The organism is Desulfonispora thiosulfatigenes DSM 11270, assembly GCF_900176035.1.
GTDB lineage: Bacteria > Bacillota > Peptococcia > Peptococcales > Desulfonisporaceae > Desulfonispora > Desulfonispora thiosulfatigenes.
In genome coordinates, this window is the sequence record NZ_FWWT01000013.1 from 44,723 (window position 1) to 71,226 (window position 26,504).

Here is a 26,504-nt window from a genome sequence, read left to right on the forward strand (position 1 = left end):
CCCTTTAATTTTTGGAAATAAAAAAAATCACCTTCCGGTGATTTAATATTTCCTTTAATTCAATTAATGTGAAGGATATTTACTTTTCTTATTTATAAACTCCTCCATTATTAGACCATGCATAAGGTCCTTTTCGCTTACACTAACTTCCTGGGCATTTAATAAATCCATGATATTTTTCAAAATAATTATCCCAAACGGTATAATATCTGCCCTTTTCGGTTGAAGTCCTTTGACATTCTTTCGTTCTTCTAACTCCATTTTACTTAAATCATAATATAACTTTTCTATAACAGCTAAGTTTAAAACAAAGCCTTGAATCAAATTCGGATCATACTTTTCTAGCCCTAACTGGATTGCTGCTAAACTAGTTATTGTTCCTCCCACTCCAATTAGTCGAAAATTCTTAGGGATGTCCATAATTAAAGGTTTTAAAACATGATTAACATTATCTATTTCTCTATTTTCTGCTAATCTTACAGCTCCAACTTTAACGCTATTACAATTTAGCCGATTATTACTAAAAGAAACTAGTTCTGTGCTACCTCCTCCAATATCAACTACTAAATTATCTTTATCATTAGAAATATCCTCATCACTAGTAGCGCCTATAAAACTTAAATATGCTTCTTTTTCTCCACTTATAACATCGACCTTTAAACTAGTTATGTCTTCAATCATTTGCACTACCTGATCTCTATTGCTAGCATCCCTAACAGCACTTGTTGCAATTACTCTTATTTCCTGTACATCTAGGCTAAGGCACTTATCCTTATAATTATTTAGGCAATCCAGTGTCCTTTGTAATACTTGGGTTTTGATTTCTAAATTTTTCCCTATTCCTTCGCCTATTCTTGTTGATTCTAATGTACTTAAAACGGGTATTATTTCATTATTAATTATATCTGTAACTAAAAGTCTCGTACTATTAGTTCCAATATCTATGATAGCTACTCTCATATATTTACTCCTTTATTAGAAAATAAAAAAACACCCAAAACTTCTGGGTGCTATCCTTTATTATTAGTTCTTTTTCTTTTAAAGTCATTTTTCAAATTTAAAGGCGCTAAACGTTCGCTACTATCTTTGAAAAATCTAGATATTTTATCCTCAAAGGTAACTTCTTTTGGTTGAAATGGTTTAGCTTTAGATTTAAAAGGCTTATTAGGCCTTGAGAATTTTTCTGGTGGTTTTTCTGGTTTAGGAACTGCTTGTCTAATAGATAAGCCGATCTTGCCATTCTCATCGATGTTAATTACTTTAACCTTAACAGGATCTTGTTGTTTTAGAAAATCATTAACATCTTTTACATAACTATCAGCAACTTCAGAAATATGAACTAGGCCAGTAGCCCCCCCTGGAAGCTCAATAAAAGCTCCGAATTTGGTAATCTTTGAAACTACGCCCTCAATAATTTGCCCCTTTGTAATGGACATGCAGAATAATCCTCCTCAAATATAAAAAGTCATCTTATTATATCTATTAAAAATACCCTTGTCAAGCTTACTCTCTCGCCTCTTTCGACGGCATGACTACAATCTCTCCAGGTTTTACTAAACCTAACTTCTCTCTCGCTAACTTTTCAATAGCTTCTGGACTTTTAATATACTCTACTTCTTTTTGTAATTGATAATTAACCTTCTGTAAGCTTTCCACCTCATTTCTTAAAGATGCAATATCCTTTTTCAATGAATAAGCTTTGAAAATACCTAAAATAAAACTAATTATCAAATAAAGTAAAAAAATAATAAAAACTATTTTAACTAGTCCCTGAAACCTCTTTGTTTCTTTATTATTAACTTTTCTGTTATCTTTAAAATTTTGTGGTTTTCTGGCAGATAGAGCCATCTCCATCCTCCTCCATATAGCAAAGGGAGAAAATATGACCCTCTGCCCCATAGCATTTAGTATATAAGACGTTATTTGTAATATTCTACTTTTCTTTGCAAATACCTGCCTAAAAATTTATTTTGGTTTTCAGGGACTTTTATTAATCCTCTTCTTCATCATCTTCATCTTCATCTTCATCTTTTTCTATTTTCTTTTTTAATTTACTAAATGGACCTTTTATTATTTTTTTAGCCTTATTCTTGCTCTTTTTTACTATATTCCTTATCTTTCTATAAACTTTTTTGCAAAACTTAAAAGGCATTTTAATTAGCTTAATAACAAAATGTACCGGCATCATAATTATTTTAAATACCTTTTTGATGAATTTTATTATACTTTTAATAAGTGCGATGATTTTTTTAATTGTCTTAATTATAAATAATAAAACCTTATGAATATATTTTCTGATCGTTCCACTACATTTTTTATATTCGAGATAAAATCCTATAATTAACCCTAAGAATACGTAAGCTCTAACCTCTCCCCAATTCCCTAAAATTAAACATACAAAAACAAGTGCCGTAATTAAAATCCAAAAAATTATATCACCAATTAGAGTTCCTATTTTACGAGGACGTACCATAGCCCTGACTACCCAGTAGGCATCATAACTAATCCCTACTAAAGACCCTATGAAAATAGTTCCGAAGAATATTAATATTTGTTCTATTATTGGCTGCATATACAACTTCCTATCTTAATAGTTTATTTAAGATCCCTTTGCTCTTCGCACGAAGTTTTGTACCTTTATCTTCAAAATACTCAAGGCTAATAAAATGCCCCCCTACCTCTAAGGTTTCTTCTTCTAAATTTAAACTGATAATATGTAATTCTTCACCTTTAATTCTTAAAAACCCTAATCTAGTTACAGCTATAATTTCATTGTCATCATAAGAGTCAACATTCATGACACCACTAGCAATAAAGCCTTTTCTGTTTTTTATGCTTATTAAATATTCTGTGGATTTGATGTTCATTAAGAGAACCTCCCCTATAATACTTCTTTTTAACTTATATGCTATTAATTTTGTTTTAAGTACAGATAAAGCCCTAAGATTAGTAACTAATCTTAGGGCTTTATAATAATTCATATAATTCAGTTGCCTGATCTGCTCTTACATTTTCTTTTACTCCTAATACCTTAACCTTGGTATTTCTTGCACCTATCGATATTTCAATAATATCACCAACACTTACATTTGAACCTGCCTTTGCAACATTTTCATTAATTTTCACTCTACCACCATCACAAACTTCTTTAGCCAATGTCCTTCTTTTTATTAATCTTGAAACCTTTAAAAACTTATCTATTCGCATTTTTACACCTCAATTTTAAAAGACCAGGTTCTAATTTGAACCTGATCCTACTAATATTACTCAGCTACTGCTTCTTTAAGGTTTTTACCAGCTTTAAATGCTGGAACCTTTGCAGCTGGGATTTTAATTTCTTCGTTAGTTTGAGGGTTACGACCCACACGTTCTTTACGTTCTCTTACTTCAAAAGTACCAAAACCAACTAATTGAACCTTTTCACCACTTTTTAAAGTTTCCTCTATAGATGTAAAGAAAGCATTCACAGCCTTTTCTGCATCTTTTTTTGTAAGTCCAGATTTTTCAGCCACACTAGATATAAGTTCGGTCTTGTTCAAAAAAATTACCTCCTACCAATTTGTTGTTTACACTTGCTCATGGATATTCTTCTTAACATCTTGAAATTCCTGCTTGTGCTTTGTTAATTATTTTTTTATTTAAGTTTAGATTCTTCCCACCACTTGTCAAGTTGATCTAAACTAAATTCCTGAATTTCTTTTCCTGATTGATTTGCTTTTTCTTCAAGATAATTAAACCTTTTACGAAATTTACGAATAGTTGAAAAAAGAGCTTCTTCAGGATTAAGGTTTACAAATCTAGCTACATTTACAATAGAAAAAAGCACATCTCCTAGTTCATCGTAAACCTCTCCATTTGTACCCTTGATAGCTTCTTTTAATTCTAAAATTTCTTCGTCTAATTTTGAAAATGCACCTGTAACATTATCCCAGTCAAAGCCTACCTTACTTGCTCTTGCTTGTAATTTATCTGCATACATTAGAGCTGACATACTACGCGGAATATCTCCAAGCAAACCCTTAGGTTTTCTACCTTTTTCTTTTTCTTTAATTTTATCCCAATTAACTAATACTTCATCAGCATCAGAAACTTTGGTATTTGCAAAAACATGGGGATGACGTCTAATCATTTTTTCAGTTATCCCAAAAATAACATCATTTAAATCAAAATCATCTCTAACACTCGCTAGGGAACTATGAAAAACTATTTGTAATAATAAGTCTCCCAATTCCTCTGAAAGATTATTCATGTCTTTATTATCTATTGCGTCAATAACTTCATAGGCTTCTTCTAAAAGATATCTTTTTAAAGTTTCATGTGTTTGTTCTTTATCCCAAGGACATCCAGTTGGTGATAGTAAACTCTTTAAAACGTCTACTAAAGGATCTAAAGGATAATCGCATTTAGCAGCACTTTTTTTATCAAGTGCTGGTACAAATACAGTAGTTAAATGATCTACCCAATCTAAATGATCCAATTGATAAAGAGGTATCGATTCTATTCTTTCTAAACCTTTCACCCCTGCTGCTCTTATAACCTTAATCATAAATTGGTCAGGATAATATTCCATTAAACTTAGTTTTAAATCTGATGCTACAAATCTATTATATACCTGACAAATTAGTGCGTCTAAAGCTGGATTTATTTTTTCTAAATCACTTTGCACTGCATCTAGGGTTTGCATTCCTAGGCTTGGATCTTTTTGAATAATTGGATAAATAGCATCTAAAAAACTTAAAGCTGGGCATATTTCAATCTTCACTTCCTGTATCTTAGCACTATCTTGTAAAATTTGTACAGAACTTTCTGCTACAAGTGGACTTCCTGGAACAACATATACTATTTCTCCATATTTTTTAGCTTTAGTCAAGAGAAAATTAGTAATATCTTGATATACTTCCTCAAAACTTTTTGCTTCATAAAAATTATCTAAAGCTTTATATTCTATATTCCACAAAGGAAATTTAGCTACAACAGGATGCTTTGAGGTACGTAAAAAAACCTGTTTTGATTCTTTTAACTTATTAATCGTACCTAAACTTATCGCCTCTTCCGATCCTGGACCTAGTCCCATTACTATTATCTTAGCCATTTAATCCCTCACTAACTTTAATTTACGCAGTACACTTAAAAGCCTTATTCCAATGCGTGGAACTTCCTTTATTTCAGAGGCTCGTATTCCTCCCACTAATAATAATACTAAAAAGTAAATTGCCCCACCAAGACATATTGATATTAATGTATTAAGGGAATTTCCCATGCCTACCCTACTTAAACTCTTAAAAATAAAGATTACCATTAATCCCATCATAGTAACAGAAAACCCTGGTTTTATAAAATGATCTTGTAGTTTAAACCAATGACCTTTTAACTCTTTATTTACTACAAATAAATTTCTAATAGCTGCCATAAAAAAGGCTACAACTGTCCCTAGAGCTGCTCCCTTTATGCCAAATTCGGGTAAAGCTGTTAAGGTATAAGTCATCCCTATTTTAATTACAGCTGCTAAGATTAAACTATATACGGGTTCTATAGGCTTACCTAATCCTTGTAGTGCTCCTGCCGAGGTTTGATATAAGCCAATTGCTATAATACTCGGAGCCAGCCAAGCTAGAGGCGTTCCAGCTTCTTTTAAATTATACAGAAGTATACTAATAGGCTCTGCTAATACTAATAATCCTATACTTGCAGGCAACACAATTATTAAGGCAAGTCTTAATACTTGACTAAATTGTTCTCTTATATGTTCTTTTTTACCTTCTGATAAAAGCCCCGATATGGCAGGAACTAAACTTGCAGCGAGTGCCGTAGTAATTATAAAAGGCAAATTAATTATCGCCCCGGCCATCCCTGATAATTGCCCATAAAGACGAGTAGCTTCTACCGTTGTAAAACCTCCTGCTTGAAGTCTAGCAGGTACTATAAATGAATCTAAAAGTTGCATTAAAGGCAATACTAATGCACCTATTGAAATAGGTATAGCTAAAAACATTATTTGTTTAGTAATATCAGTAAATCCTTCATCTGTTTGCTTTAAGGTGTAATCATATCTAACTTTATTTTTTTTATTATGCCAGAAATATATCATGGTTAGTAAAAATAAAGATGCAAAACCACCTGTAAATGCTCCAAAGGTAGCTCCAGCTGCTGCGTATTCTACACCAAGTGGTAATAGGTAAAATGCTGCAATAAAGACAGTTGTTACTCTTATGATTTGTTCAAATATTTGCGATAATGCTGTTGGAGTCATATTTTGAAATCCTTGAAAATAACCCCTGATTGTAGCCATTAATGTAGTCATAACAATTGCTGGTGCAATAGCCTTTAAACTCAAGGCTGCTCTAGGTTCTTTAAAGAAATTTACTGCTATAAAATCCGCACTAAAGTATAACCCTAGCGAAAACATAGTACCTACAATAAACAATAGTAATAACGAAATTTTAAAAATTCGCCCTATTCCATGGTAATCTTTTTTTATTTGACGCTCTGCTATTAATTTAGAGATTGCTAAAGGAACTCCCGCTGTCGATATGGCTAAAATCAATGTATAAAATGGATAAGCCATTTGATATAACCCTACACCTTCATCCCCTACCAATCTAGCAAAAGGAATTCGATATATAGCTCCTAGCACCTTACTTAAAACCCCAGCTAAGCTTAAAATTAAGGCTCCTTTAAATATAGATTTTTGATCCACTTTTTCTTATCTCCTTACTTTACTTGTTTTGTCACTTTCTAATAATATCTTATGTATCTATCTATGACAATAACTAGACATAAAAAAGGTGGTGTTTAGCCACCACCACTTTTACTGCTCCATTTGTTTTGCTAAAAAAGATGCTGCTGTTTCTGCAAGTTTTAATTCTAATTCAGTCATTTTAACGCTACTATCTTTTGTTGCTACCATTACAACACCTATAGGATCGCCTTCGGTAATAATTGGTGCTATAGCAAGAGAAATAAACTTACCTTCTACTCCGCTTTCTTCTCCTTCTGCTAATTGAGCAAAAGGGTGGTTTGCTGTATCTTCTATTAAAATTGCCCTTCTATCTTCCATGACCTTTTCAGCTATATTACCTAATCTCTTATTCATATATTCTTTTTTTGTTGCTCCTGAAATGGCTATCACTTGATCTCTGTCAGCTATACAAGCAATATGCCCAACTGCTTCATTTAGCGAGTCTGCATATTCTCCTGCAAATTCTCCTAACTCACCGATAGGTGAGTATTTTTTTAAAATTACCTCTCCTTCTCGGTCGACGAAAATCTCTAAAGGGTCTCCTTCACGGATACGTAATGTTCTACGAATTTCTTTAGGTATTACAACCCTACCTAAATCATCAATTCGTCTTACTATTCCTGTTGCTTTCATAAGTAAGTCCTTCCCTCCTTTTAGCTTATTGGGTAAATAAATTATTATTTTTCCTAAACCCAATAATAGAAGTATTTGTATTTATCCCTAAATTATTCATATATGTGTTTTTTATATAAGGTTAATTTACTTGTTTTTGGCTCTAAATATACAAAAAACCTTTGGAGAAACTAAACTCCAAAGGTTTTAAATTATTTTTTCTCTTCTGGTTCTTTATCTTTTACTTTATCATCTGCCTTAGTATCATCTGATTTTGTTTCATCAACAGGCTGATTTGTTTGAGTTTTCTTTTCTTCTTCTAACTTTTCATTTACTTCTTTTTCTAATTTATTTTCAATTTTAGCTTCTTTTCTTACCTCAGTAAGATATTCCATTACCTTATTATTTTTAGCTCCAGTTAATAACTTATCTTCAATTTGCCCTTTTGCTTCTTCAAAAGATAATTGTTTTGCTGCAACCTTATCTTCTACTTGAATAATATGATAACCAAACTGTGATTTTACTGGTTCTTTAGCTATTTCTCCAGCATTTAAGGCAAAAGCTACTTCTTCAAATTCAGGAACCATACTTCCTCTTGGAAAATACCCTAAATTTCCTTTATTCTCCTTAGCAGAAGGATCGATGGATTTTTCTTGGGCTAATTTTTCCATGTCTGCCTTGTTTTCTGTTACTTGTTTTAAGATTTCTTTTGCTTCTTTTTCTGTTTCTACTAAAATATGTTTTGCTTTAATTTTTTCAGGTTGGTTAAATTCTTCTTTATTTTCATTATAATAAGTTTGTAAATCTGTAGTTATCTTGACATCTTTAGTTATTTCTGCAAAAAGTTTTTCCATAATTATGGAATCTGTAACAACTTGTTTAATTTCTTTTTCAGACATTTTAAATTGCTTTTCGTAATACTCTTTGTACTCTTTGTCAGATGCAAATTGACCTTTAATTTGCGCTAATTTTTCGTCAACCACCTTAGAATCGGCTTTGATATTTTTTTTCTCTGCTTGTTTCATTAATAATTTTTCATCGATAATTTGATTTAAAACTTGTAAATCAAAATAATCTTTAAAAGAAGCATATTGTGGATCTTCTAAATTAAGTCCTTCTGATGCAGCTATTTGCACAACTTTATTATCTAACTCATCTCTAGTAATAACCTCATCATTAACCTTTGCTACATAATCTTTACTCTGACAACCAGTCAAAGAGAAAATTAACACTCCTAGTAGTAAAATACTTGCAAACCTTTTCATTTATTTCTCCCCTTTCAATCTTTAAGCCATTATAACAAATATTATTTTCCAGATACAAGGCTAGATATTTCTATAAGTACCTTTTCTAATAGAGTTAACCAATCTTCTCTCTTTAGTTTAACGATATTTATCTTCATGCCCCATTCTCTTTCTCCCCCAAACACTACCCTACGCTTATATTTTTGGACTATATTTAAGATATCCTCTCCTTCTAAACCAGGGTCATCAGAAAACTTTAGATTAATCATCGTTTCTTTTTGTTTAATAGAATTAATCTTACAATTAAAAGCTAATATTTTAATACGGGCAATTTCTAATAAACTCCTTGTTTCTGTCGGCATATCTCCAAAACGATCCATTAACTCATCTTCTAGCTCATTAACTTCTTGGACTACCTTAATTGACGCTATCCTTTGATAGAAATCTAATTTAATTGCAGGATCATTAATATAGAAATCTGGAATAAAGGAACTTACTTCTAAATCAACCTCGACCTTAATTTCTTCTTGTTTCTTTTCGCCTTTAAGGTCTTTGACAGCTTCTTCTAAGAGCTTACAATACATGTCAAAACCAACGGACGCCACATGTCCATGTTGTTCTGGTCCTAACAGGTTTCCTGCACCTCTAATTTCTAAGTCTCTCATAGCAATTTTAAATCCTGATCCAAGTTCTGTAAATTCCCTAATAGCATGTAATCTTTTTTCAGCGGTTGGAGATAAAATTTTATCCTTTTTATATGTAAGATAAGCATAAGCCACTCGATTAGCTCTTCCTACTCTACCCCTTAACTGATATAACTGAGAAAGTCCCATCTTATCCGCTTCATCAACAATTAAAGTATTCACATTTGAAACATCTAATCCAGTTTCAATAATTGTAGTACATAATAAAATATCTAGCTCATGCTCCATAAAATCAAACATAACCTTTTCCAGCATGCTTTCCTTCATCTTTCCATGAGCAATACCTATTCGTGCTTCTGGAATAATAAATTTTAAAAATTCGTAGATTTTTTCTATATCTTCTACTCGATTATGAACGTAATACACCTGTCCTCCCCTGCCTAATTCTCTTCTAATTGCATCTTTAACTAAATCAGGACTATGTTCTACCACATATGTTTGAATCGGATACCTATCTTCTGGCGGAGTCTCAATAACACTTAAATCTCTAATACCTACTAAAGACATATGTAAGGTACGTGGTATCGGAGTTGCTGAAAGTGTTAATACATCTACTTGAGCCTTTAGTCCCTTTATTTTTTCTTTATGCGTTACTCCAAACCTTTGTTCTTCATCTACAACTAAAAGTCCTAAATCTTTAAAGCTTACTTGTTTAGATAATAATCTATGCGTTCCTATTACAATATCAATTTCGCCTAGTTTCAATTCTTCAAAGATTCTTTTTTGCTCCTTTGGGCTTTTAAAACGACTTATTACATCTATTGTAACCGGAAATTCAGAAAACCTTTCTTTAAAGGTATTATAATGTTGCTGGGCTAAGACAGTGGTCGGAACTAAGATGGCAGCCTGCTTACCTTCATTTACAGCCTTAAAAGCAGCCCTAATAGCAACTTCTGTTTTACCGTAACCTACATCTCCACACAATAAACGATCCATTGGCATTGGCCTTTGCATATCAGCCTTAATTTCTTCAATCGAACGAAGCTGATCAGGAGTTTCTTTATAAGGAAAAACATCCTCAAACTCCCTTTGGAAATTATCATCTTCTGAAAACTGATAACCTGGTTCTTTTGCCCTTTTGGCATATAACACAATTAGGCCTTCTGCTAACTCTTTTACTGATTTTTGTACCTTTGTTTTAACCTTTTGCCACTCGTTTCCACCTAACTTATGTACTTTAGGTATCTTACCCTCATTACCTATATACTTTTGTAACAAATTAACTTGGTCAGTAGGTACAAATAATTTATCTTCACCTGAATATTTTATTACGATATAATCCTTTTCAACATCACTAACAATTAATTTTTCTACCCCAATATATCGTCCTATTCCATGTAAAGCATGAACAACATAATCTCCTACTTGCAAATCATCTAACTTAGTTATTCGTTTACCTTCTTTTTGAAATAACCTTTTAGTCCTTTTTTGCGATTGGGTGAAAATTTCATTTTCTGAAATAAAGACTGTTTTAGCTTTGATAAATTCTGCCCCAGTACTTAAATTACCCTGAGCAATAATAACCTTTTTCTTTTGTAATCTATAGTTTTCTCCGACCCAAGTAGCCTCAATATCACAATCATTTAAGGCCTGAATTAATCTGAATGCTTTGTCCTTGGAAGAAACTAAAATAACTATACTATAATCTTTTCTTTTCCATTCAATTATTTCATCAGCTAAAAGCCTAATTTTCGAGAAAAAAGGAGGTAAGGTTTTAGTTTCTATGCTAAGTGCTGTTGTTCCCTTTGGTGGTAATAACGATAAATAAAGAGTTTTTCTTTCTTCTATCGCTGTTAAAATATCAGAAACTCCTGTATAAAAATTGGTCTGTCCAGGAAGGACTGTACCCCTTATTAATAAATCAGAAAAACTAATATTTCTTTCCTTTTCCTGATGTGCCTCCGCTTCAATTACCCTGCCTTTTTCATCTAAACATAAAATACTATCTTGTGAAAAGTAGTTAATAAGTATATCCAGATTATCATAAAAATATGATTGAAATTGTTCTAAACCTGGAAAATATAAATCATTTGTAATTTTTTCAATTACTTCATTCATCCGACTTGTAATTTTATCTACAGCTTCCCTGTCTTTCTTTTTTAACAGAGCTTGTTTTTGTTTTTCATATTCTTTAGTAATATTTTCTAATCCTACATCCTTATATTCTGGCAACAGAAAAAATTCTCTTGCAGGAAAGAGACTTATTTTTTGTGTATTTTTGATAGATCTTTGACTATCTACTTCAAAAAACCGAATAGAATCTACTTCATCATCAAAAAGCTCAATTCGCACAGGATTTTCATAAATTACAGGATATATATCTAATATTCCACCCCGAAAAGAAAACTGCCCTGGAATTTCTACTTTCTCTACTCTTTCATAACCATACTTGACAAAATATTCTTTTAATTTGTCCAAGGATATAACTTGACCCACTTTAATATCTCTTATTGAATCTTTAAATAACTTAGGTGGTAATAATCTTTTAGTTAAGGATTCAATTGGACTAACTACTACTATCCTTTCTCCCCGTACTAGCTTTTCTAATACTTGTAATCTTTGTTGCTGAATTTCTACACTCTGAGCTAATATTTCAAATGGTATCACTTCTAAAGGCGGAAAATATAAAACGTCATAATCTGGAAGTAAAAAATTTAAATCATCACAAATTTCTTTAGCACGTTTTAAATTATCACAAACAACAAGCATGCTTTTATCTGTTTTTAGTCCTACTAAGGATAATAAAATATTCTTTTGGACACCACTTAATCCATAGATGTATTGTTCCTTGTTTTTAGTAAAAGATTTGAGTACTAACTCTATATCAGGTGAATTGGCTAACTCACCAAGTATAGGCGGTGTTTGCATAGTGTCCTCCTTTTCAATTATTGTTTATTTTTACTATCTGTGTATTCCACATTATATGCATAATAATTGCAATCATAATCGCAAAACTTAAATTTCCCCATTTTATATAAACAATCCAAGTTATAAACCCAAAAAAGGAATGAATAACTACTGCTAATATTCCAGGTATCAAGCCTTTAATATTAAATTTCATATCCCATATTCCTTCAATAATTCCAAATATAACGTGAGTTAATATTATCGAACCACCAAAAAAAATGGCTAGAGATGTTTTGAATATTTCTTCTTGAATAGGGGTTAAAACTAAGAGAGCTGCTTCTCCCCATTTTTTAAGCAAAACAACATTAGCCCCCCAGGCAAGTAGGGCGGCAATTAATCCTGCAATTAAATACATAAATATTCTCCAAACTTATTTTTTATTAAAATTATTCATGGCCACGCTTATATCTTCTTTTAACCATAATTCTATCCCATTAACCGCCTTTTCTATACTACTATCCATTATTTCTTTTTCTTCTTTACTAAACCTTTGCAAAACATAATCTTTTACAGGATAACCTTTTGTTGGCTTTCCAATACCAATTTTTAATCTTTCAATGTCGCTTGAATGTAAGTGGCTGATAATAGACTTTAGTCCATTATGTCCACCTGCACTACCATCACGTCTAAATCTAAGCTGACCTATATCTAAATCTAAATCATCATATACTATGATAAAGTTTTCAATATTATCATAATAATTTATTAATTCTCTTACAGCTTCCCCACTTAAGTTCATATAAGTCTGAGGCTTAACTAATAAGACCTTTTTGCCATCCCAATAGGTGCTTTCAACTAAACTTCTTGCTTGTTTTTTTTCTACCTTTACACCTAGTTTATCTGCTATCTTATCAATAACTAAAAACCCCACATTATGTTTAGTGTCTTTATACTTATCCCCAGGATTGCCAAGACCTATAATTAAAAACACAAAAAATCTCTCCTTTGACTTACTAATTAAAGCAGATAGTATAATATCTATGATAAAAATAAGTTTTAGACTATCTTTTATTTTCTAAATATATTTTTCTTTAACCTGAAATAAGCCGAGCAAAAGCTCGACTTATTTTTCTTTAATTTTAATCAAACAATCTACTTACTGAAGCATCATCATGAATACGGAGGATTGCTTCACCCATTATTTGTGCAACTGAAAGAACCTTAATTTTATCTAATTTTTTATCTTCTCCTAATGGAATACAGTTAGTAGTAACTAATTCTTCTATTGGAGATTCCTTGATACGTTCTATAGCAGGTCCTGAAAGAACTGGATGTGTGCAACAGGCAAATACCCTTTTAGCTCCTCTTTCCACTAAAGCCTTTGCTCCGTTTGTGATAGTTCCTGCTGTATCAATAATATCATCTGTCATAATAACATTTTTACCATTTACATCCCCGATCAAATTCATTACTTCTGAAACATTTGGCATTGGGCGACGCTTATCAATAATTGCTAGGGGCGCACCTATTCTTTCAGCTAAATTTCTAGCTCTTGTTACCCCTCCCATATCAGGCGAAACAACAACAACATCTTCAATATTTTTCTTTTTATAATAATCAGCTAAGATTGGTACACCTAATAAGTGATCTACAGGAATATCAAAAAATCCTTGAATCTGAGTAGCATGTAAATCCATAGTTAATACTCTTCTAGTTCCCGCTGAATGGATTAAATTTGCTACTAATTTAGCCGTAATAGGATCTCTTGCTCTAGCCTTTCTATCTTGACGCGCATAGCCATAATATGGTATAACAGCTGTAATTCTTCTTGCAGAAGCTCTTCTTAAAGCATCAACCATAATTAAAAGTTCCATTAAATTTTGGTTTACTGGTCCACAAGTAGATTGAATTACATACGCATCTGATCCCCTAACGCTTTCATTAATTGTTACACTAATTTCGCCATCACTAAAAGCGCCAACCTTACACTTACCTGGTTCTACATCTAAATATTGGCATATTTCTTGTGCTAGTACTGGATTTGAATTTCCCGTAAAAACTTTAATTTTCGATCCTGATGCCACTTTCATTACCTCCTGTTTTTAGGATTTTTTAGACCAATCATCAATATTTTTTTGCTTACTTCTTCCTAGTCCTAAACTTCCTTCTGGTACATCTTTCGTTATCGTAGATCCAGCTCCAATAAATGCCCCTTGTCCTATGGTTACTGGTGCTACTAAATTAGTATTACTACCAATAAATGCTCCATCATTAATTACAGTCTTACTCTTTACTTTACCATCATAATTACAGGTAATAGTCCCGCAGCCGATATTAACTTTACTTCCTACAACTGAATCACCTATATAAGATAAGTGAGGGATTTTACTGCCTTTATTAATAGTGGAATTTTTAATTTCCACGAAATCTCCTACTTTAACATTATCTTCTAATACTGAATTTGGTCGCAGATATGCAAATGGTCCAATATTACAGCCTGAACCAACTTTACTATCTACTATTAATGAACTTTGTATATTAACACTATCCATGATTTCACTATTTATTATTCTTGTATTTGGTCCAATAATAGCATTTTGTCCAATACTTGTAGTACCTTCTAAAATACAACCCGGATAGATAATAGTATCTTGTCCAATTTTCACGTTTTTACCTATATAAGTATTTAAAGGATCAATAAGGGTTGTTCCTTCAAGCATTAACCTATCTAAAATTCTTTTTCTAAGTATGCTTTCAGCCTCGGCTAATTGTATGCGATTATTTATACCTAGCGCTTCTATATGATCTTCCATTATATACGAATCTACCTTCAAATTTTGGGATACTGCCTTTTTAATTAAATCTGTAAGATAATATTCACCTTGGGCATTATTATTGTCAAGCTTAACGATCTCAGAAAGTAAGAAGTTTCCTTTAAAGCAATAAGCACCTGTATTTATTTCATCTATTGCCTTTTGTCCTACATTTGCATCTTTTTCTTCAATGATAGCCTGTACACCATTTTCATCTCTTATAATTCTGCCATAACCTGTAGGATCATCTACCTTAGCTGTTAAAATAGTTATTGTAGCCTGATTTTCCTTATGAGACTCTATTAATTTAGTAAGTGTTTCGGAGCGTAGTAATGGAGTATCTCCACAAACAACTAAAACATTATCTTCTTTTCCATTTAATAGGTTTTCTGCCTGCATTACAGCATGACCAGTTCCTAATTGCTGCTTTTGGTATGTTACTTCGATTTGCTCATGTAATATTTCTTCTACCTCTTTTGCTCCATGACCTAAAACAACAATTTTTCTTTTTATTTTTGCCTCTTCTAATGCATCTAATACATGATTAAGCATAGGTTCACCTAAAACTTTATGTAATACCTTGGGTAATTCTGACTTCATGCGCGTTCCTTTGCCTGCAGCCAGTATAATCGCAGCCGAATTCATAATTTATCCTCCTCAAGTTTCTTTCGCTAAACATATTCCTATCATAAAGTATATAACAAAAAAACCTGAGTTTACAGTTTATTTTGACAAAATATATATTTCTAAAATTCGCTATATTAAAAAAATTTACTCATAACAAAAGGAGCTATTAACTAGCTCCTTATAATCAACTTAAACAGCTGATTCATATGCTTCTAATACAGCATTTTGGATAACCTCTCGTGCATCTGAAGATATAGGATGAGCTACATCTCTAAAATCCCCATCTGGCATTCTTTTGCTAGGCATGGCCACAAATAAACCTTTTTGCCCTTCTACAACTTTAACATCATGCACTACGAAAGCATCATCTATAGTTACAGAAACTATTGCTTTCATTTTACCATCTGCATTTATTTTTCTAATTCTTACATCAGTAACGTTCATGAAGAATTCACCACCTCTCTGCTAAAAAGACAATTTTGACACTTTTTTATTAGTTCGGCACTATATTGGTAAATCCTTCTTGTGTACTTCTAAATTTCTGAAAATTATATATTATTGTTATTTTTAATTTTAACTCTTATTATTTTATTTATTTCATCCAGTTTATCTAGCTCTAAAAGACCTAAATAATCTTTTACTACCTTTGTTTCAGGTTCTTTAGTGTCAATTAAAACACCGATTGCTAAAACTTCCGCCTTGAATTCTTGCATTAAATCAAGTACACCCTTAGCTGTTCCGCCAGCTTTCATAAAATCATCTATGATAATTACCTTTGAACCACTTGGTAATGCTTTTCTTGCTAAAGACATACTCCCTATCTTTTTAGATGACCCCGAGACATAATTTATACTAACTGCTGATCCTTCTGTAACTCTCCCGTCGTTTCTAATTATTACTAGGGGTACATTAAAAGCCTTTGCTGTCATTAAAGCTAAAGGGATACCTTTAGTTTCGACGGTAACAATATAATCTGGTTTTTGCTCACTAAATTTATGAGCAAAAATATGTCCTAATTTATTTAAAATACTTGGATCATAAATTAAATCAGTCATATAAATATACCCACCAGGCAATATGCGATTCGGATCAGATAATTTTTCAGAAAGACTTTGTAAAATATCTTGTTCTTCTTTTGTACTAACAAAAGGTAAATATTGCACGCCACCTGCTGCCCCCGATACAGTTTCTAACCTACCTTGACCTATATCCTGTAAAGTATTTTTAATAATAGTTAAATCTTCACTAATACTTGATTTTGCCGCTTGAAACATTTGTGCAAAATATCCTAAGGTAAATAATTTATGTGGACTTTCTAGAAGTATCTTAGTCATTACTACAATTCGTTCACTTCTTCTCCATTTTTCCATTAACACGGAGCCCTCCTATCTCTGGTTTATTTCCATTTCCGAATATTTTATATGATAAACCATGTTTTTATTCACTATTTAATATTATAAACAAAAAAACTAAAATGCAAAATGATATTACAACAAAAAAACTGACCTTTAAGTCAGTTTCTCTCTAACCACTTTTAAATCGCTAGGCTTATCGACATCTATACCAATCTCAGGGTGCCTATCAAGGATGGCTTTTCCTTTAGTCCCCAATAATTCTTCTACCCTGTTTTCGATTTCTATTAATGTAAGACTATGAAAAATATATTTAAAGATATATTTTATTCCAATATATTTTACCAAGCGCAAAGGACTTTTTCTCATTTCTATAAGTCTTTGAGCAGGCTTTAAAGATTTTTCTATAATACTGGGGTTAAGCATAAAGATATTTCCTCCTGTATAGATGCCATCTTTTAAGTTAACGTAAGTACGTTCTACGCCGGGATAATATAAATCATTTAACTCTTTACAAATAAGAGGATAAAAAATATCACCCTTAAGTTCTTTACATTCCTCTATAAATTCATCAATCATATATCCTTTAATTAAGGGTATATCTGAAGTAATTATTAATCCTCTTTGCCTATTACTCTTTAACTGTTTAATTCCATTTAATATACTCTCCAAAATATCCTTACCTGGTGGCACTAAGGTTATATCATTTTCTTTATAGGTGTTTTTTATTTGTTCTGGACCTACAACGATAATTCTTTCAATACTCTTACTTTCTTGTAACGCTGCAATTACATAAGAAATCATGGTTCTTTCACCAATTTTAATTAGAGCCTCATACTTTTCTTTACTACACTCTTGTAATTTGCCTTCGTTTAAACTACCTGCTAAAACAATAGCCCAATTCAATTAAAAGTCTCCCTTCTAATCTTCATCGGTATATAAGCCTTGCTTTTCTAGTGATAATAAGAAGGTTTGTTCAGCTTTTTCAATATGCGTTTTGGCTAACTGTTTAGCTAAGTCTACATCACGGGCAATTAAGGCTTCGATAATTTTTTTGTGTTCCTCTAATGCTACCATTCCCCTACCTGGCCTTGCTAAAGAAGCTGATCTAAAACGATGTAATTGTTCTTGCAGATTATTTATAATTTGCAATAACTTTTGGTTACGTGCAGCTTTATATAATAAATCATGAAAAGTAGTATCTATTTCAACTATAGACCTTAGATTATTAGCTTCCGTTTCTTCAGTTTCTTTAATTAAATGTCTTTGAATTTCTTCGATTTCTTCTTCTGTTATCCTTTGGGCAGCAAGTCCAACTGCTAAAACCTCTAAAGCACCTCTGATTTCAAATACTTCATTAATATCCTTAATCGATATTCCTGCTACATAAGCGCCCTTACGCGGAACCATGACCGCAAAACCTTCAAGCTCTAATTTCCTAATAGCCTCTCGTACAGGAGTCCTGCTAACGCCCATTTCTTCTGCTAATTGTATTTCCATCAATCTTTCGCCCGGTCTTAAAGTTTGATTTATAATAGCATCCCGCAAAGTTTCAAACACAATTTCTCTTAAAGGTTTATATCCATCCAATTGAACTGGAAGAAGTCTCTTAGTTCTCTTTTTCATCAATAATCACCCTTTCGTGAATCTCTTTGCTATCTATGGTTTGAGCTAAATATGCTTTCCCATAATCCGGGGGTATACTATCTTTAAAATTAATGGCTTCTATTTCATTGGGAAATAAAGCAAATACAGTAGGTCCACTACCTGCCATTAATGAATGTTTAGTATTTCTAATAAAAAAATCTTTTATTTCTTGTACCTTCGGATATAAGGCAAAAGTACTTTTTTCTAAAGTATTAACCAAATTTCCAAGTATATAATCTTGATCTTTTCTTTCTAAGGCGCCTAAAAAACCTTTTATATTATCTGTTTTTTCAAACATTTGTTCTTTCATATTGCTATATACCTTCGGAGTTGATACCCCAAAATCCGGCTTTAGAAGCACTACCCATAAAAGTGGAGCTTCTGGAATAGGGCTTACATTAGTTCCCCTGCCCGTACTTAAAGCAGTTGGCCCAATAATTCCAAAGGGAACATCTGATCCTATTTGTTCAGCCACTTCTATCATTTCAGAGGTAGTCATTTTTAGATTAAACAATTTATTCATTCCTAAAATTACGCCTGCCGCATTTGTGCTTCCCCCTGCTAGTCCTGCTTCAATGGGAATTTTTTTATCAATATATATTTCTACCCCTTTGATACTGGGGTATTTACTTATTACTAGCTGAGCTGCCTTAAAAGCAAAGTTCTTTTCGTCTAAAGGAATTAAAGTAGAATTAGAGTTTAGAATAATTTCTCCGGCAGGCTTCAGATTTATATTATCATGTAGGCTAATTGCTTGCATAATTGAACTAATTTCATGATAACCATCATCTCTTTTATAAAGACAATTTAATACCATATTAATTTTAGCATATGTTTTTACCTTAGCTTGTCTCATTTTTCAAAACCTCTTCTTTCATACTTAAATATACCACAATTAGACTCTATTTGCATAAAATAAACCTGTAGATTAAGGACTACAGGTTTATTTCATTTATTCTTTTTCAAAGGCTAATTTCGCACTAGTCTTATTTTGTCTTTCTACTCTATCAGTCTTACTAACGAATAATTTTGGCGCTATAATATTAATTATTGCATTTAGTGAAATACCCACAATCGCTGCTAAGCTAAGTCCTTCAAAGCTTGCGTATTCACTAATCTTAATTGCAGCTGGGTTTCCTTCTCCTTGTATCGAAACAATACCGATGATTAAAATTGAAAATACTATTATACTATTTTTAAGATTAGAAAAATCTGTTTTGCTCTCTACTAAAGTACGTAGCCCGATACTAGCTATCATCCCGAATAAGACAAAGCTTACTCCACCCATAACTGGTACAGGGATTGTCCTAATAATGGCGCCAAATTTACCAATAAAACTTAGCACGATAGCTATTACTGCTGCGCCTCTAATAATGTTAGGATTGTAATTCCCTGTAACTGCTAATACTCCCGTATTTTCACTGTATGTTGTATTAGCCGGAGCACCTATGAGACCAGCAAATGCAGTAGCTATCCCATCACCTAATAATGTACGATGAAGTCCAGGAGACTTAAAAAAATTCCGTCCTACCACCACGCCATTAGTTGTAATATCACCAATATGTTCTACTAAACTTACTATTGCTATTGGTACTATAACTGCCATAGCCTCTAATGAAAACTTTGGTGCAATCATCATATTTTGAAAATCACCAATTCCATAAAACCAGCTAGCTTCTAAAACTGGCGCAAAATCTATAATATTTAAAGCAAAAGCTGCTAAATAACCTACAAAGATACCAATTACTATAGGGATTAATTTAATAAATCCTTTTCCAATAATTCCTGTTAATACAACTGCTAAAATTGTTATTATTGCTACTAACCAATTTTCCGAAGCCATACCTACAGCAACTGGAGATAATATAAGTCCAATTACAATTATGATTGGTCCTGTTACTATTGATGGAAAAAGCATCTTAATTTTATCTGAACCAATTAAAAATACTAATAGAGAAATGATAACATAAAGTGCTCCTACCGCCATGAAAGAACCTGTAGCATACGCCATTCCAAAATTTTTACTTACAATTTGGATGCCTGCAATAAATGCAAAAGATGATCCTAAAAAAACTGGTACTTTTCCTCCTGTAACTAGGTGAAAAAGTAGAGTTCCGATTCCTGCACTTAAAAGAGCAAGTGAAGGGTCTAAGCCTGTAATGAAAGGTACTAAAACAGTGGCACCAAACATGGCTAATACGTGTTGAAATGATAAAAGTCCATTAGCTAACAAAGATTGATTCTTTTTCAATTTAAATCCCCCTTTAGCCACACAAAAAACCTCCTTACCGTTAAAATAGCACAATAAGGAGGTATAAATTTCATCACAAGATACCCTATGCTCCTTAATGGCCTCTCGGGACCACCTTAAAGGTAGAAGGCTTTATATGCAGTTTATTTTCTATCATATTTTAGCTTATCAGAGTCATTATGTCAATATACTTAAGCCACCAACAGGTATACGTTCTCTTTCTGCGATTGTTGCCGTTACTAACGAGCGCGTCACATTTAAGCATACTTCTTGAATAAAGAAAATATCTTTTTCAATAGTATGAGTTGAATTAAGATATAAATTGTGTTTTTCTCTTACCCATTCCTCGATATCTCTTAAAGGAATTTTAAAGTTATCACTTGGTATTAATTCTTCAGAAGTTAAAGCTTTATGCAATTTCTTTTCATAAAGCATGTGTTCCCATAAATTCATATTTTCATCATTATGAGCTAAACAAAAGTAATCGGCTAAAAAATGCGTAATTATACCTAAGTTTTTACTAGATAATTCATTATCACCTTTTCCCACTTTAATACATTCTTCTGTCTTTTTAACTAAGAATGGAAGGGAAGCAGTAATATTATGCGGTAAATTACGCTTATCAGGATGAATATCTGGAATAATACTGCCCATACTAAATGAAGCACTTTTTAAATTACCTTCTTCATTAACATTTATTACTTCTTTTATTTTGCCTGACAAAAATAGGTGTGATTGGATCAACATAAAATAATTCCACCTTTTTTTAAAATTCTAGTGGTACAACTTCAATCTATTTCTAAGCGTGTTATCTTTCCTTTATTATACACTGATTGCATGGTTCCGTGAGTATTATATTCTTCTAAATACAACTCATCAAAAACATTTATGCCTCTTTGTTCCAAGTGAGGTACTAATTCGTTAATAATTGACTCAATTTTTCCGCTTTTTAGAAATAAATTAGAGTCTACTTTATACCCTAACCCAATCAGCTCATTTTTCAAAGGACCAATATTTTCTAATTTACCTTGTACTATATATTCCATTATATTCACCCCGCATATAGTTATGTTATGTAAAAGAGGCGAATTTATGCGATATAAATTTTTTATAAAATTTTGTTTAAAAATTCACGTAATCTTGGTTGATCCGGGTTAGAAAAAACTTCTTTTGGTGATCCTTCTGCTAGAATTTTTCCATCATCCATAAAAACAACTCTATCCGCCATTTCACGGGCAAAGCCCATTTCATGGGTTACAACTACCATAGTCATGCCTTCTTTGGCCAAATCCTTCATTACCGCTAAAACCTCTCCTACTAACTCAGGGTCAAGGGCTGATGTTGGCTCATCAAAAAGCATTATCTTTGGCTGCATGGCTAAAGCCCTGGCAATAGCTACTCTCTGCTGCTGACCACCAGATAAATGACTAGGATATACACTCCGTTTATCTTCTAAGCCTACTTTTTTCAATAATTGTAAGGCTAAATTTTCTGCGTTATTTTTCGAGATTTTTTTAACTAACATAGGTGCTTCCATAATGTTTTCTAATACGGTTTTATGTGGAAAAAGATTGAATCTTTGAAAAACCATACCAATGTTTTCCCTCATTTTGTAAATTTCTTTTTGTTTAGTAGAAATCATTTGATCCATAATAAAAATTTTACCATCATTAATTACTTCGAGATTATTTAAACATCTAAGCAAGGTACTTTTTCCTGAGCCACTAGGCCCGATTATTACTACTACTTCACCTGAAGCTACATTAAAATTGATCCCTTTTAATACTTCTAATTTCCCAAAACTTTTACGTACATCTTTTACTTTTATCATGCCCTACCTCCAACTATTCTGAGCGTGCTAGCTTATTTTCTAAAATTCCAAAAATGACTGTAAAGAATGTAGTTAAAACTAAATAAATAGCACCTGCTGTAAGATACATTTCAAAAGGTTTAAAAGACGATGAGGCATGAATTTGAGCCGTCCTTAATAATTCAATCATTGAAATTGTAGAAACTAAAGCTGTATCCTTTAATAATGTTATAAATTCATTTCCCATAGGTGGAATTAATCTTCGATATGTTTGAGGAATAATTATTCTTTTCATTGCCTGGGAGTGACTCATACCAAGAGAAAGAGCTGCTTCCATTTGACCTTTATCTACGGACTGAATACCCGCTCTAATAATTTCAGCTATATAAGCCCCACCACATAAACTAATTGCCATTACTGCTGCTGTAAAGGGTGAAAAATCAATACCTACAGCAATTGGAAGTGCATAGTAAATTATGAATAATTGTACTAAAAGGGGGATACCTCGGAAAATCCAAGTATAGATTGCTCCGAGGTAATTTAAAATTGGGTTTTTATTTATTTTGATTAAGGCTACACTTAAGCCAATAACTGTACCAATTATAATTGCAAAAAAGGTTAATGCAACTGTAGTCACTGCTCCTTTTAGTAAAAGGGGTAGCACTTTTATTGTAAATGCCCAATCCCAAACAAAACCTGTTGCCACTTTTATCTCCCCCTAAAAACCTGTAAAAATTATTTAACTTGATCTGATTCTAATTGTTCTGTAATGTCATAGCCTAACCATTCATTAGAAAGCTTTGTTAAAGTTCCATCTTCTAACATTTCTTTAATTACTGCATCTAATTGATCTCTTAATTCTTTATCTTCTTTACGAACACCAATCCCAATTACTGCTTCTTTATTCATGCCAATTTCTTGACCAACTTTTTTATATTTACCTGTTTTTAACCATTCTGGAGCTGCAAAACTATCTACAACTACTGCTACAGTACGTCCATTATCTAGATCAGCAAAAGCCTCAGGAAACTTATTATAAAGCTTCATGTTTTTTTCGTCAAAACCTGCTTTACTACTTTCTTGTTGACCTGTACCACCTAATTGAGTACCAATAACTTGATCTTTTAAATCTTCTAATGATTCTATTTTATCATTATTATCTTTTTTAACCAAGATAACTTGTGAAGCTACGCCATAAGGACCTGCAAAATTAATTGCCTCTTTACGCTCTTCCCACATATTCATGCCAGAATGAATAACATCAAATTTCTTTGCTAATAAAGAAGGTACGATTCCATTCCAATCTGTTGGTACCCATTCAATTTCTAAACCTGTACGTTTGGTAATTTCTTTACCCATATCAATATCAAAACCAACTAATTCACCTTTATCATTTCTAAAGCCCATTGGAGGGAACCCATCATCTAAACCAGCTTTTATTTTTCCAGCGTCTTGAACTCTTTTCCAAGAACCATCACCAGTTGCTGTTTCTTCTCCATTTGGTGCTGGTGCTTCTTCTTTTTTATCTCCACAACCTGTTACTAATAAAGATAATCCTAACACTAAAACCAAAATCAATAAAAGACCTTTTTTCATTTTCTTAAACCTCCTCAAATAATTAATATTCAGCTTTTTTATATCATTATTTTAACTCGTTAAAGTGTTGTAGTCAAGAAATTAATTCATATTTAAAAAGAAAACTCCTAAAGCATTATGCTTCAGGAGTTTTCAGTGTATTTTTAACTTTTACTACCTGTTGTTCAATCTTATTATCTATTAAAACATCTATTTTACTACCATGTTGCTTTAAAATTTCTAAGTCATTCTCACTTACTTGCTGCATTATTAATTCAGTTGCTTTAACCTTAATTTCTCTTGCATCTACATCGGGCAACTTGGATGCTCGTTTATTCTTCTTAAGATCCTCTACAATCATTTGATTAAGAGCCATAACTGTCGTTAGAACTATTTGCTCTAAATTATCTAAAGCATTTTTCCATAATATGCTGTCAGTTCTTTTCTTTGCATACCTTATAAAGCATAACCCATTAATGTTAGTATTATAGGCACCAGAACTATCACAATTTGATTACATATTCCTTCCCAGTCCACCTACAGCACCCCTATATTTTTCATTTCTATATTTTATTATGTATTTTAAAAATGGTGCATTAAATTAAAAATACACATGAAAAAAGATCCCGGTTAGAGGATCCTTTCTCGAAAAAGACTGGGGTTATGCCTTTTTATATTATTATTACCATAAATTATAATTATAATCTATTTTGTAGAAATATTATATAAAAATTTATTATATCAACTATTTATAATTATTCTTCAGCTTCTACTGCTTCTATTACTTTACTTTCTATCGTTTGTTCAATTTCATTAATATACTTCTCAATTAATTCAACTTCTTCTAGTAATAATCGTATTACTTGCTTATCAAAATGTTCTTGTCCAATTAAGTCCTTTGACTTTAAGTCTAAGTAACCTTTTATCGTAGTGAGAGGATTTAAAACCCTATCTGATAGGTCACCTCGTTTTAGCATCTTATTCTCGATATCAAGGGGTCTACACTCATTATTCATATTATTTCCCCCATATGTAACTTTTCTATATATTACCATGAGCGTTTGGAAATGTAAAGCTTGTCTTTTGATTATTGTCAAGTATTTTTCTACCCCTAAATTGTAATAGCAAATGTAACTATTAAAACATTATAATATTATTACATTTTAATTATCTATTATTTCAGTTTAATTTCCACATTAAACTAATTGCAGCATGTAAATCTAATCTTGTCCTTGAATTGAGGCTAAACCTTTTTCCATGAAATGATTTCTAAGTCCTTCTATTGTCTTTTGTGGTACAAACATCTCCTCAGCTATTTCCTGATCAGACTTTCCCTTTTCTACATGTGACAATAAACTATCCATACAAATTCCTACCTCATCACATTTAAACTGCAGACTATCTTCCATGCTCCATGGAGCTCCCCTTAAACCGTCTGCATAATTACTAGTTCCCTTTTCATATTTCGCAGTTAAACTTTCACCATCTAAACTTTGCCTAGTAGCAGAACCTACTTCTGTAGAAATAAACGAATTACTCATCTTATTTACATTTTCTTCTTTTCTCATTTTTTACCTCCAGCTATTATAGTTTTTTATAGTTTGGCTAAAACCACTAGCATTTTATACATCCTTTTACTAAACAGTTTATTTACGCATATTAAAGCACAAAAACAATAAACAAACATAAAATATACTAGCAAACTTTCTAAGAGGTGAAATTATGTTAAGACTATCACGTAATATACATCTTGAAATAAATTTACAGTCTCGTTTATTATTTTTTTTTCAGGGCGAAACATTAATTAATACTTATAAGATAGCAACAGGAAAAAAATCAACACCTACTCCTATTGGTAATTTTAAAATTATCAACAAAAAGATTATCAATCATCCTAGTGTATTTGGTACTAGGTGGCTAGGACTTGATATTCCAGGGTATGGTATCCATGGCACTAACAATCCCAATTCCATTGGTAGATCTGTTTCTAATGGTTGCATACGTATGTATAATCAAAATGTTGAAGAATTATTCTCAGCAATTCATATTGGTACTATGGTAAAAATTTATTATGAAAATCCTAGTGAACTATTAAATATCCCTTCTCCTAAATCTTCTACTATTGATGGTAAATCGTACCTGACTAAACAAGGGGATACACTTTATACTATTTCTCAAAAATTAAACATTCCTCTCCATCATTTAGTAAAAGCAAATCTTTCTCTTAATCCTAAAAATCTAAAAAAAGGGCAAAAAATAAACCTTCCGTAAATAAAACCTGGT

At 32.0% G+C, this 26,504-nt stretch carries 31 protein-coding genes; 1 reads left to right on the forward strand and 30 read right to left on the reverse strand.

What is annotated here, in order from left to right; genetic code table 11:
* Positions 1-63: 63 nt before the first annotated feature.
* The 30 genes from B8965_RS03865 to B8965_RS12735 form a co-directional block, all read right to left on the reverse strand.
* Entirely contained in the window at positions 64-960 is an 897-nt protein-coding gene (locus B8965_RS03865) for a Ppx/GppA phosphatase family protein (protein WP_084052549.1), read from the reverse strand.
* A gap of 50 nt (positions 961-1,010) precedes the next feature.
* The gene (locus B8965_RS03870; protein WP_084052550.1) at positions 1,011-1,436 is read right to left on the reverse strand and encodes a S1 RNA-binding domain-containing protein; all 426 of its coding nucleotides are present in this window, start codon (positions 1,434-1,436) and stop codon (positions 1,011-1,013) included.
* 67 nt (positions 1,437-1,503) lie between these two features.
* Positions 1,504-1,848, reverse strand: coding sequence for an FtsB family cell division protein (locus B8965_RS03875; protein WP_159446261.1), 345 nt, complete (start codon positions 1,846-1,848; stop codon positions 1,504-1,506).
* A 142-nt stretch (positions 1,849-1,990) separates the two neighbouring features.
* Positions 1,991-2,572 carry a spore cortex biosynthesis protein YabQ gene (gene yabQ / locus B8965_RS03880; protein ID WP_084052552.1) on the reverse strand — a complete coding sequence of 194 codons (582 nt, stop codon included), beginning with the start codon at positions 2,570-2,572 and terminating at the stop codon, positions 1,991-1,993.
* Between the two features lie 10 nt (positions 2,573-2,582).
* On the reverse strand, positions 2,583-2,867 hold the full coding sequence (locus B8965_RS03885) for a YabP/YqfC family sporulation protein (protein WP_159446262.1): 285 nt from the start codon (positions 2,865-2,867) through the stop codon (positions 2,583-2,585).
* 100 nt (positions 2,868-2,967) lie between these two features.
* On the reverse strand, positions 2,968-3,207 hold the full coding sequence (locus B8965_RS03890; protein ID WP_084052554.1) for an RNA-binding S4 domain-containing protein: 240 nt from the start codon (positions 3,205-3,207) through the stop codon (positions 2,968-2,970).
* Between the two features lie 56 nt (positions 3,208-3,263).
* On the reverse strand, positions 3,264-3,539 hold the full coding sequence (locus B8965_RS03895; RefSeq protein ID WP_084052555.1) for an HU family DNA-binding protein: 276 nt from the start codon (positions 3,537-3,539) through the stop codon (positions 3,264-3,266).
* Positions 3,540-3,634: 95 nt separating this feature from the next.
* Positions 3,635-5,092: a bifunctional methyltransferase/pyrophosphohydrolase YabN gene (gene yabN / locus B8965_RS03900; protein ID WP_084052556.1), complete on the reverse strand. Its 1,458-nt coding sequence runs from the start codon at positions 5,090-5,092 to the stop codon at positions 3,635-3,637.
* On the reverse strand, positions 5,093-6,697 hold the full coding sequence (locus B8965_RS03905; protein WP_084052557.1) for a putative polysaccharide biosynthesis protein: 1,605 nt from the start codon (positions 6,695-6,697) through the stop codon (positions 5,093-5,095). It lies immediately after the preceding gene.
* 111 nt (positions 6,698-6,808) lie between these two features.
* The gene (gene spoVT / locus B8965_RS03910) at positions 6,809-7,372 is read right to left on the reverse strand and encodes a stage V sporulation protein T (protein ID WP_084052558.1); all 564 of its coding nucleotides are present in this window, start codon (positions 7,370-7,372) and stop codon (positions 6,809-6,811) included.
* A 191-nt stretch (positions 7,373-7,563) separates the two neighbouring features.
* Positions 7,564-8,616 carry a peptidylprolyl isomerase gene (locus tag B8965_RS12430; protein WP_084052559.1) on the reverse strand — a complete coding sequence of 351 codons (1,053 nt, stop codon included), beginning with the start codon at positions 8,614-8,616 and terminating at the stop codon, positions 7,564-7,566.
* A 41-nt stretch (positions 8,617-8,657) separates the two neighbouring features.
* Positions 8,658-12,167: a transcription-repair coupling factor gene (gene mfd, locus B8965_RS03920; protein ID WP_084052560.1), complete on the reverse strand. Its 3,510-nt coding sequence runs from the start codon at positions 12,165-12,167 to the stop codon at positions 8,658-8,660.
* A gap of 13 nt (positions 12,168-12,180) precedes the next feature.
* Positions 12,181-12,561 carry a hypothetical protein gene (locus B8965_RS03925; protein WP_084052561.1) on the reverse strand — a complete coding sequence of 127 codons (381 nt, stop codon included), beginning with the start codon at positions 12,559-12,561 and terminating at the stop codon, positions 12,181-12,183.
* A gap of 15 nt (positions 12,562-12,576) precedes the next feature.
* Positions 12,577-13,137: an aminoacyl-tRNA hydrolase gene (gene pth, locus B8965_RS03930; protein ID WP_084052562.1), complete on the reverse strand. Its 561-nt coding sequence runs from the start codon at positions 13,135-13,137 to the stop codon at positions 12,577-12,579.
* Between the two features lie 148 nt (positions 13,138-13,285).
* Positions 13,286-14,230, reverse strand: a complete 945-nt coding sequence (locus B8965_RS03935; RefSeq protein ID WP_084052563.1) for a ribose-phosphate pyrophosphokinase — start codon at positions 14,228-14,230, stop codon at positions 13,286-13,288.
* A gap of 18 nt (positions 14,231-14,248) precedes the next feature.
* On the reverse strand, positions 14,249-15,604 hold the full coding sequence (gene glmU, locus B8965_RS03940) for a bifunctional UDP-N-acetylglucosamine diphosphorylase/glucosamine-1-phosphate N-acetyltransferase GlmU (protein ID WP_084052564.1): 1,356 nt from the start codon (positions 15,602-15,604) through the stop codon (positions 14,249-14,251).
* Between the two features lie 171 nt (positions 15,605-15,775).
* Positions 15,776-16,030, reverse strand: a complete 255-nt coding sequence (gene spoVG, locus B8965_RS03945) for a septation regulator SpoVG (RefSeq protein WP_084052565.1) — start codon at positions 16,028-16,030, stop codon at positions 15,776-15,778.
* Between the two features lie 104 nt (positions 16,031-16,134).
* Entirely contained in the window at positions 16,135-16,956 is an 822-nt protein-coding gene (purR, locus tag B8965_RS03950) for a pur operon repressor (protein ID WP_084052668.1), read from the reverse strand.
* 138 nt (positions 16,957-17,094) lie between these two features.
* Entirely contained in the window at positions 17,095-17,844 is a 750-nt protein-coding gene (locus B8965_RS03955) for a nucleotidyltransferase family protein (RefSeq protein ID WP_084052566.1), read from the reverse strand.
* Between the two features lie 15 nt (positions 17,845-17,859).
* Positions 17,860-18,564, reverse strand: coding sequence for a GntR family transcriptional regulator (locus B8965_RS03960; RefSeq protein ID WP_084052567.1), 705 nt, complete (start codon positions 18,562-18,564; stop codon positions 17,860-17,862).
* Positions 18,548-19,441 carry a 4-(cytidine 5'-diphospho)-2-C-methyl-D-erythritol kinase gene (gene ispE, locus B8965_RS03965; RefSeq protein WP_084052568.1) on the reverse strand — a complete coding sequence of 298 codons (894 nt, stop codon included), beginning with the start codon at positions 19,439-19,441 and terminating at the stop codon, positions 18,548-18,550. Before ispE ends, B8965_RS03960 begins: the two co-directional genes overlap by 17 nt.
* A 96-nt stretch (positions 19,442-19,537) precedes the next feature.
* Positions 19,538-20,836 (reverse strand): uracil-xanthine permease family protein, encoded by a 1,299-nt coding sequence (locus B8965_RS03970; protein ID WP_242941921.1) that lies wholly within the window; start codon positions 20,834-20,836, stop codon positions 19,538-19,540.
* 177 nt (positions 20,837-21,013) lie between these two features.
* Positions 21,014-21,583, reverse strand: coding sequence for a zinc dependent phospholipase C family protein (locus B8965_RS03975; protein WP_084052570.1), 570 nt, complete (start codon positions 21,581-21,583; stop codon positions 21,014-21,016).
* Between the two features lie 41 nt (positions 21,584-21,624).
* A complete protein-coding gene (locus tag B8965_RS03980; protein WP_084052571.1) occupies positions 21,625-21,882 on the reverse strand; it encodes a hypothetical protein in 258 nt (85 codons plus the stop codon).
* Between the two features lie 62 nt (positions 21,883-21,944).
* Entirely contained in the window at positions 21,945-22,667 is a 723-nt protein-coding gene (locus B8965_RS03985; protein WP_084052572.1) for an amino acid ABC transporter ATP-binding protein, read from the reverse strand.
* 13 nt (positions 22,668-22,680) lie between these two features.
* Positions 22,681-23,352 (reverse strand): amino acid ABC transporter permease, encoded by a 672-nt coding sequence (locus B8965_RS03990; protein WP_143334213.1) that lies wholly within the window; start codon positions 23,350-23,352, stop codon positions 22,681-22,683.
* A 29-nt stretch (positions 23,353-23,381) separates the two neighbouring features.
* Positions 23,382-24,242, reverse strand: a complete 861-nt coding sequence (locus tag B8965_RS03995) for a substrate-binding periplasmic protein (RefSeq protein ID WP_084052574.1) — start codon at positions 24,240-24,242, stop codon at positions 23,382-23,384.
* A gap of 115 nt (positions 24,243-24,357) precedes the next feature.
* Positions 24,358-24,597 (reverse strand): hypothetical protein, encoded by a 240-nt coding sequence (locus tag B8965_RS04000; protein ID WP_143334214.1) that lies wholly within the window; start codon positions 24,595-24,597, stop codon positions 24,358-24,360.
* A gap of 379 nt (positions 24,598-24,976) precedes the next feature.
* The gene (locus B8965_RS04005; RefSeq protein WP_084052576.1) at positions 24,977-25,237 is read right to left on the reverse strand and encodes a hypothetical protein; all 261 of its coding nucleotides are present in this window, start codon (positions 25,235-25,237) and stop codon (positions 24,977-24,979) included.
* A gap of 204 nt (positions 25,238-25,441) precedes the next feature.
* Complete coding sequence (locus B8965_RS12735) at positions 25,442-25,789, reverse strand: helix-turn-helix domain-containing protein (RefSeq protein ID WP_242941922.1); 348 nt, start codon at positions 25,787-25,789, stop codon at positions 25,442-25,444.
* A 154-nt stretch (positions 25,790-25,943) separates the two neighbouring features.
* On the opposite strand from B8965_RS12735, the gene B8965_RS12435 reads away from it, so the two are divergent.
* A complete protein-coding gene (locus tag B8965_RS12435) occupies positions 25,944-26,492 on the forward strand; it encodes a L,D-transpeptidase family protein (protein WP_084052577.1) in 549 nt (182 codons plus the stop codon).
* The last annotated feature ends 12 nt before the right edge of the window (positions 26,493-26,504 follow it).

Coding starts and splice junctions, on each gene's coding strand:
- B8965_RS03985 (WP_084052572.1), bottom strand. CDS start 22,667: ATGATAAAAGTAAAAGATGTACGTAAAAGTTTTGGGAAATTAGAAGTA.
- glmU (WP_084052564.1), bottom strand. CDS start 15,604: ATGAATTCGGCTGCGATTATACTGGCTGCAGGCAAAGGAACGCGCATG.
- spoVT (WP_084052558.1), bottom strand. CDS start 7,372: ATGAAAGCAACAGGAATAGTAAGACGAATTGATGATTTAGGTAGGGTT.
- yabQ (WP_084052552.1), bottom strand. CDS start 2,572: ATGCAGCCAATAATAGAACAAATATTAATATTCTTCGGAACTATTTTC.
- B8965_RS03995 (WP_084052574.1), bottom strand. CDS start 24,242: ATGAAAAAAGGTCTTTTATTGATTTTGGTTTTAGTGTTAGGATTATCT.
- B8965_RS03960 (WP_084052567.1), bottom strand. CDS start 18,564: ATGAAAAAGAGAACTAAGAGACTTCTTCCAGTTCAATTGGATGGATAT.
- B8965_RS03980 (WP_084052571.1), bottom strand. CDS start 21,882: ATGGAATATATAGTACAAGGTAAATTAGAAAATATTGGTCCTTTGAAA.
- B8965_RS12435 (WP_084052577.1), top strand. CDS start 25,944: ATGTTAAGACTATCACGTAATATACATCTTGAAATAAATTTACAGTCT.
- B8965_RS12430 (WP_084052559.1), bottom strand. CDS start 8,616: ATGAAAAGGTTTGCAAGTATTTTACTACTAGGAGTGTTAATTTTCTCT.
- B8965_RS03890 (WP_084052554.1), bottom strand. CDS start 3,207: ATGCGAATAGATAAGTTTTTAAAGGTTTCAAGATTAATAAAAAGAAGG.
- B8965_RS04000 (WP_143334214.1), bottom strand. CDS start 24,597: ATGGCTCTTAATCAAATGATTGTAGAGGATCTTAAGAAGAATAAACGA.
- B8965_RS04005 (WP_084052576.1), bottom strand. CDS start 25,237: ATGAATAATGAGTGTAGACCCCTTGATATCGAGAATAAGATGCTAAAA.
- ispE (WP_084052568.1), bottom strand. CDS start 19,441: ATGAGACAAGCTAAGGTAAAAACATATGCTAAAATTAATATGGTATTA.
- yabN (WP_084052556.1), bottom strand. CDS start 5,092: ATGGCTAAGATAATAGTAATGGGACTAGGTCCAGGATCGGAAGAGGCG.
- B8965_RS12735 (WP_242941922.1), bottom strand. CDS start 25,789: ATGAGAAAAGAAGAAAATGTAAATAAGATGAGTAATTCGTTTATTTCT.
- B8965_RS03925 (WP_084052561.1), bottom strand. CDS start 12,561: ATGTATTTAATTGCAGGATTAATTGCCGCCCTACTTGCCTGGGGGGCT.
- B8965_RS03885 (WP_159446262.1), bottom strand. CDS start 2,867: ATGAACATCAAATCCACAGAATATTTAATAAGCATAAAAAACAGAAAA.
- purR (WP_084052668.1), bottom strand. CDS start 16,956: ATGGAAAAATGGAGAAGAAGTGAACGAATTGTAGTAATGACTAAGATA.
- B8965_RS03875 (WP_159446261.1), bottom strand. CDS start 1,848: ATGGCTCTATCTGCCAGAAAACCACAAAATTTTAAAGATAACAGAAAA.
- B8965_RS03865 (WP_084052549.1), bottom strand. CDS start 960: ATGAGAGTAGCTATCATAGATATTGGAACTAATAGTACGAGACTTTTA.
- spoVG (WP_084052565.1), bottom strand. CDS start 16,030: ATGAACGTTACTGATGTAAGAATTAGAAAAATAAATGCAGATGGTAAA.
- mfd (WP_084052560.1), bottom strand. CDS start 12,167: ATGCAAACACCGCCTATACTTGGTGAGTTAGCCAATTCACCTGATATA.
- B8965_RS03870 (WP_084052550.1), bottom strand. CDS start 1,436: ATGTCCATTACAAAGGGGCAAATTATTGAGGGCGTAGTTTCAAAGATT.
- B8965_RS03975 (WP_084052570.1), bottom strand. CDS start 21,583: ATGTTGATCCAATCACACCTATTTTTGTCAGGCAAAATAAAAGAAGTA.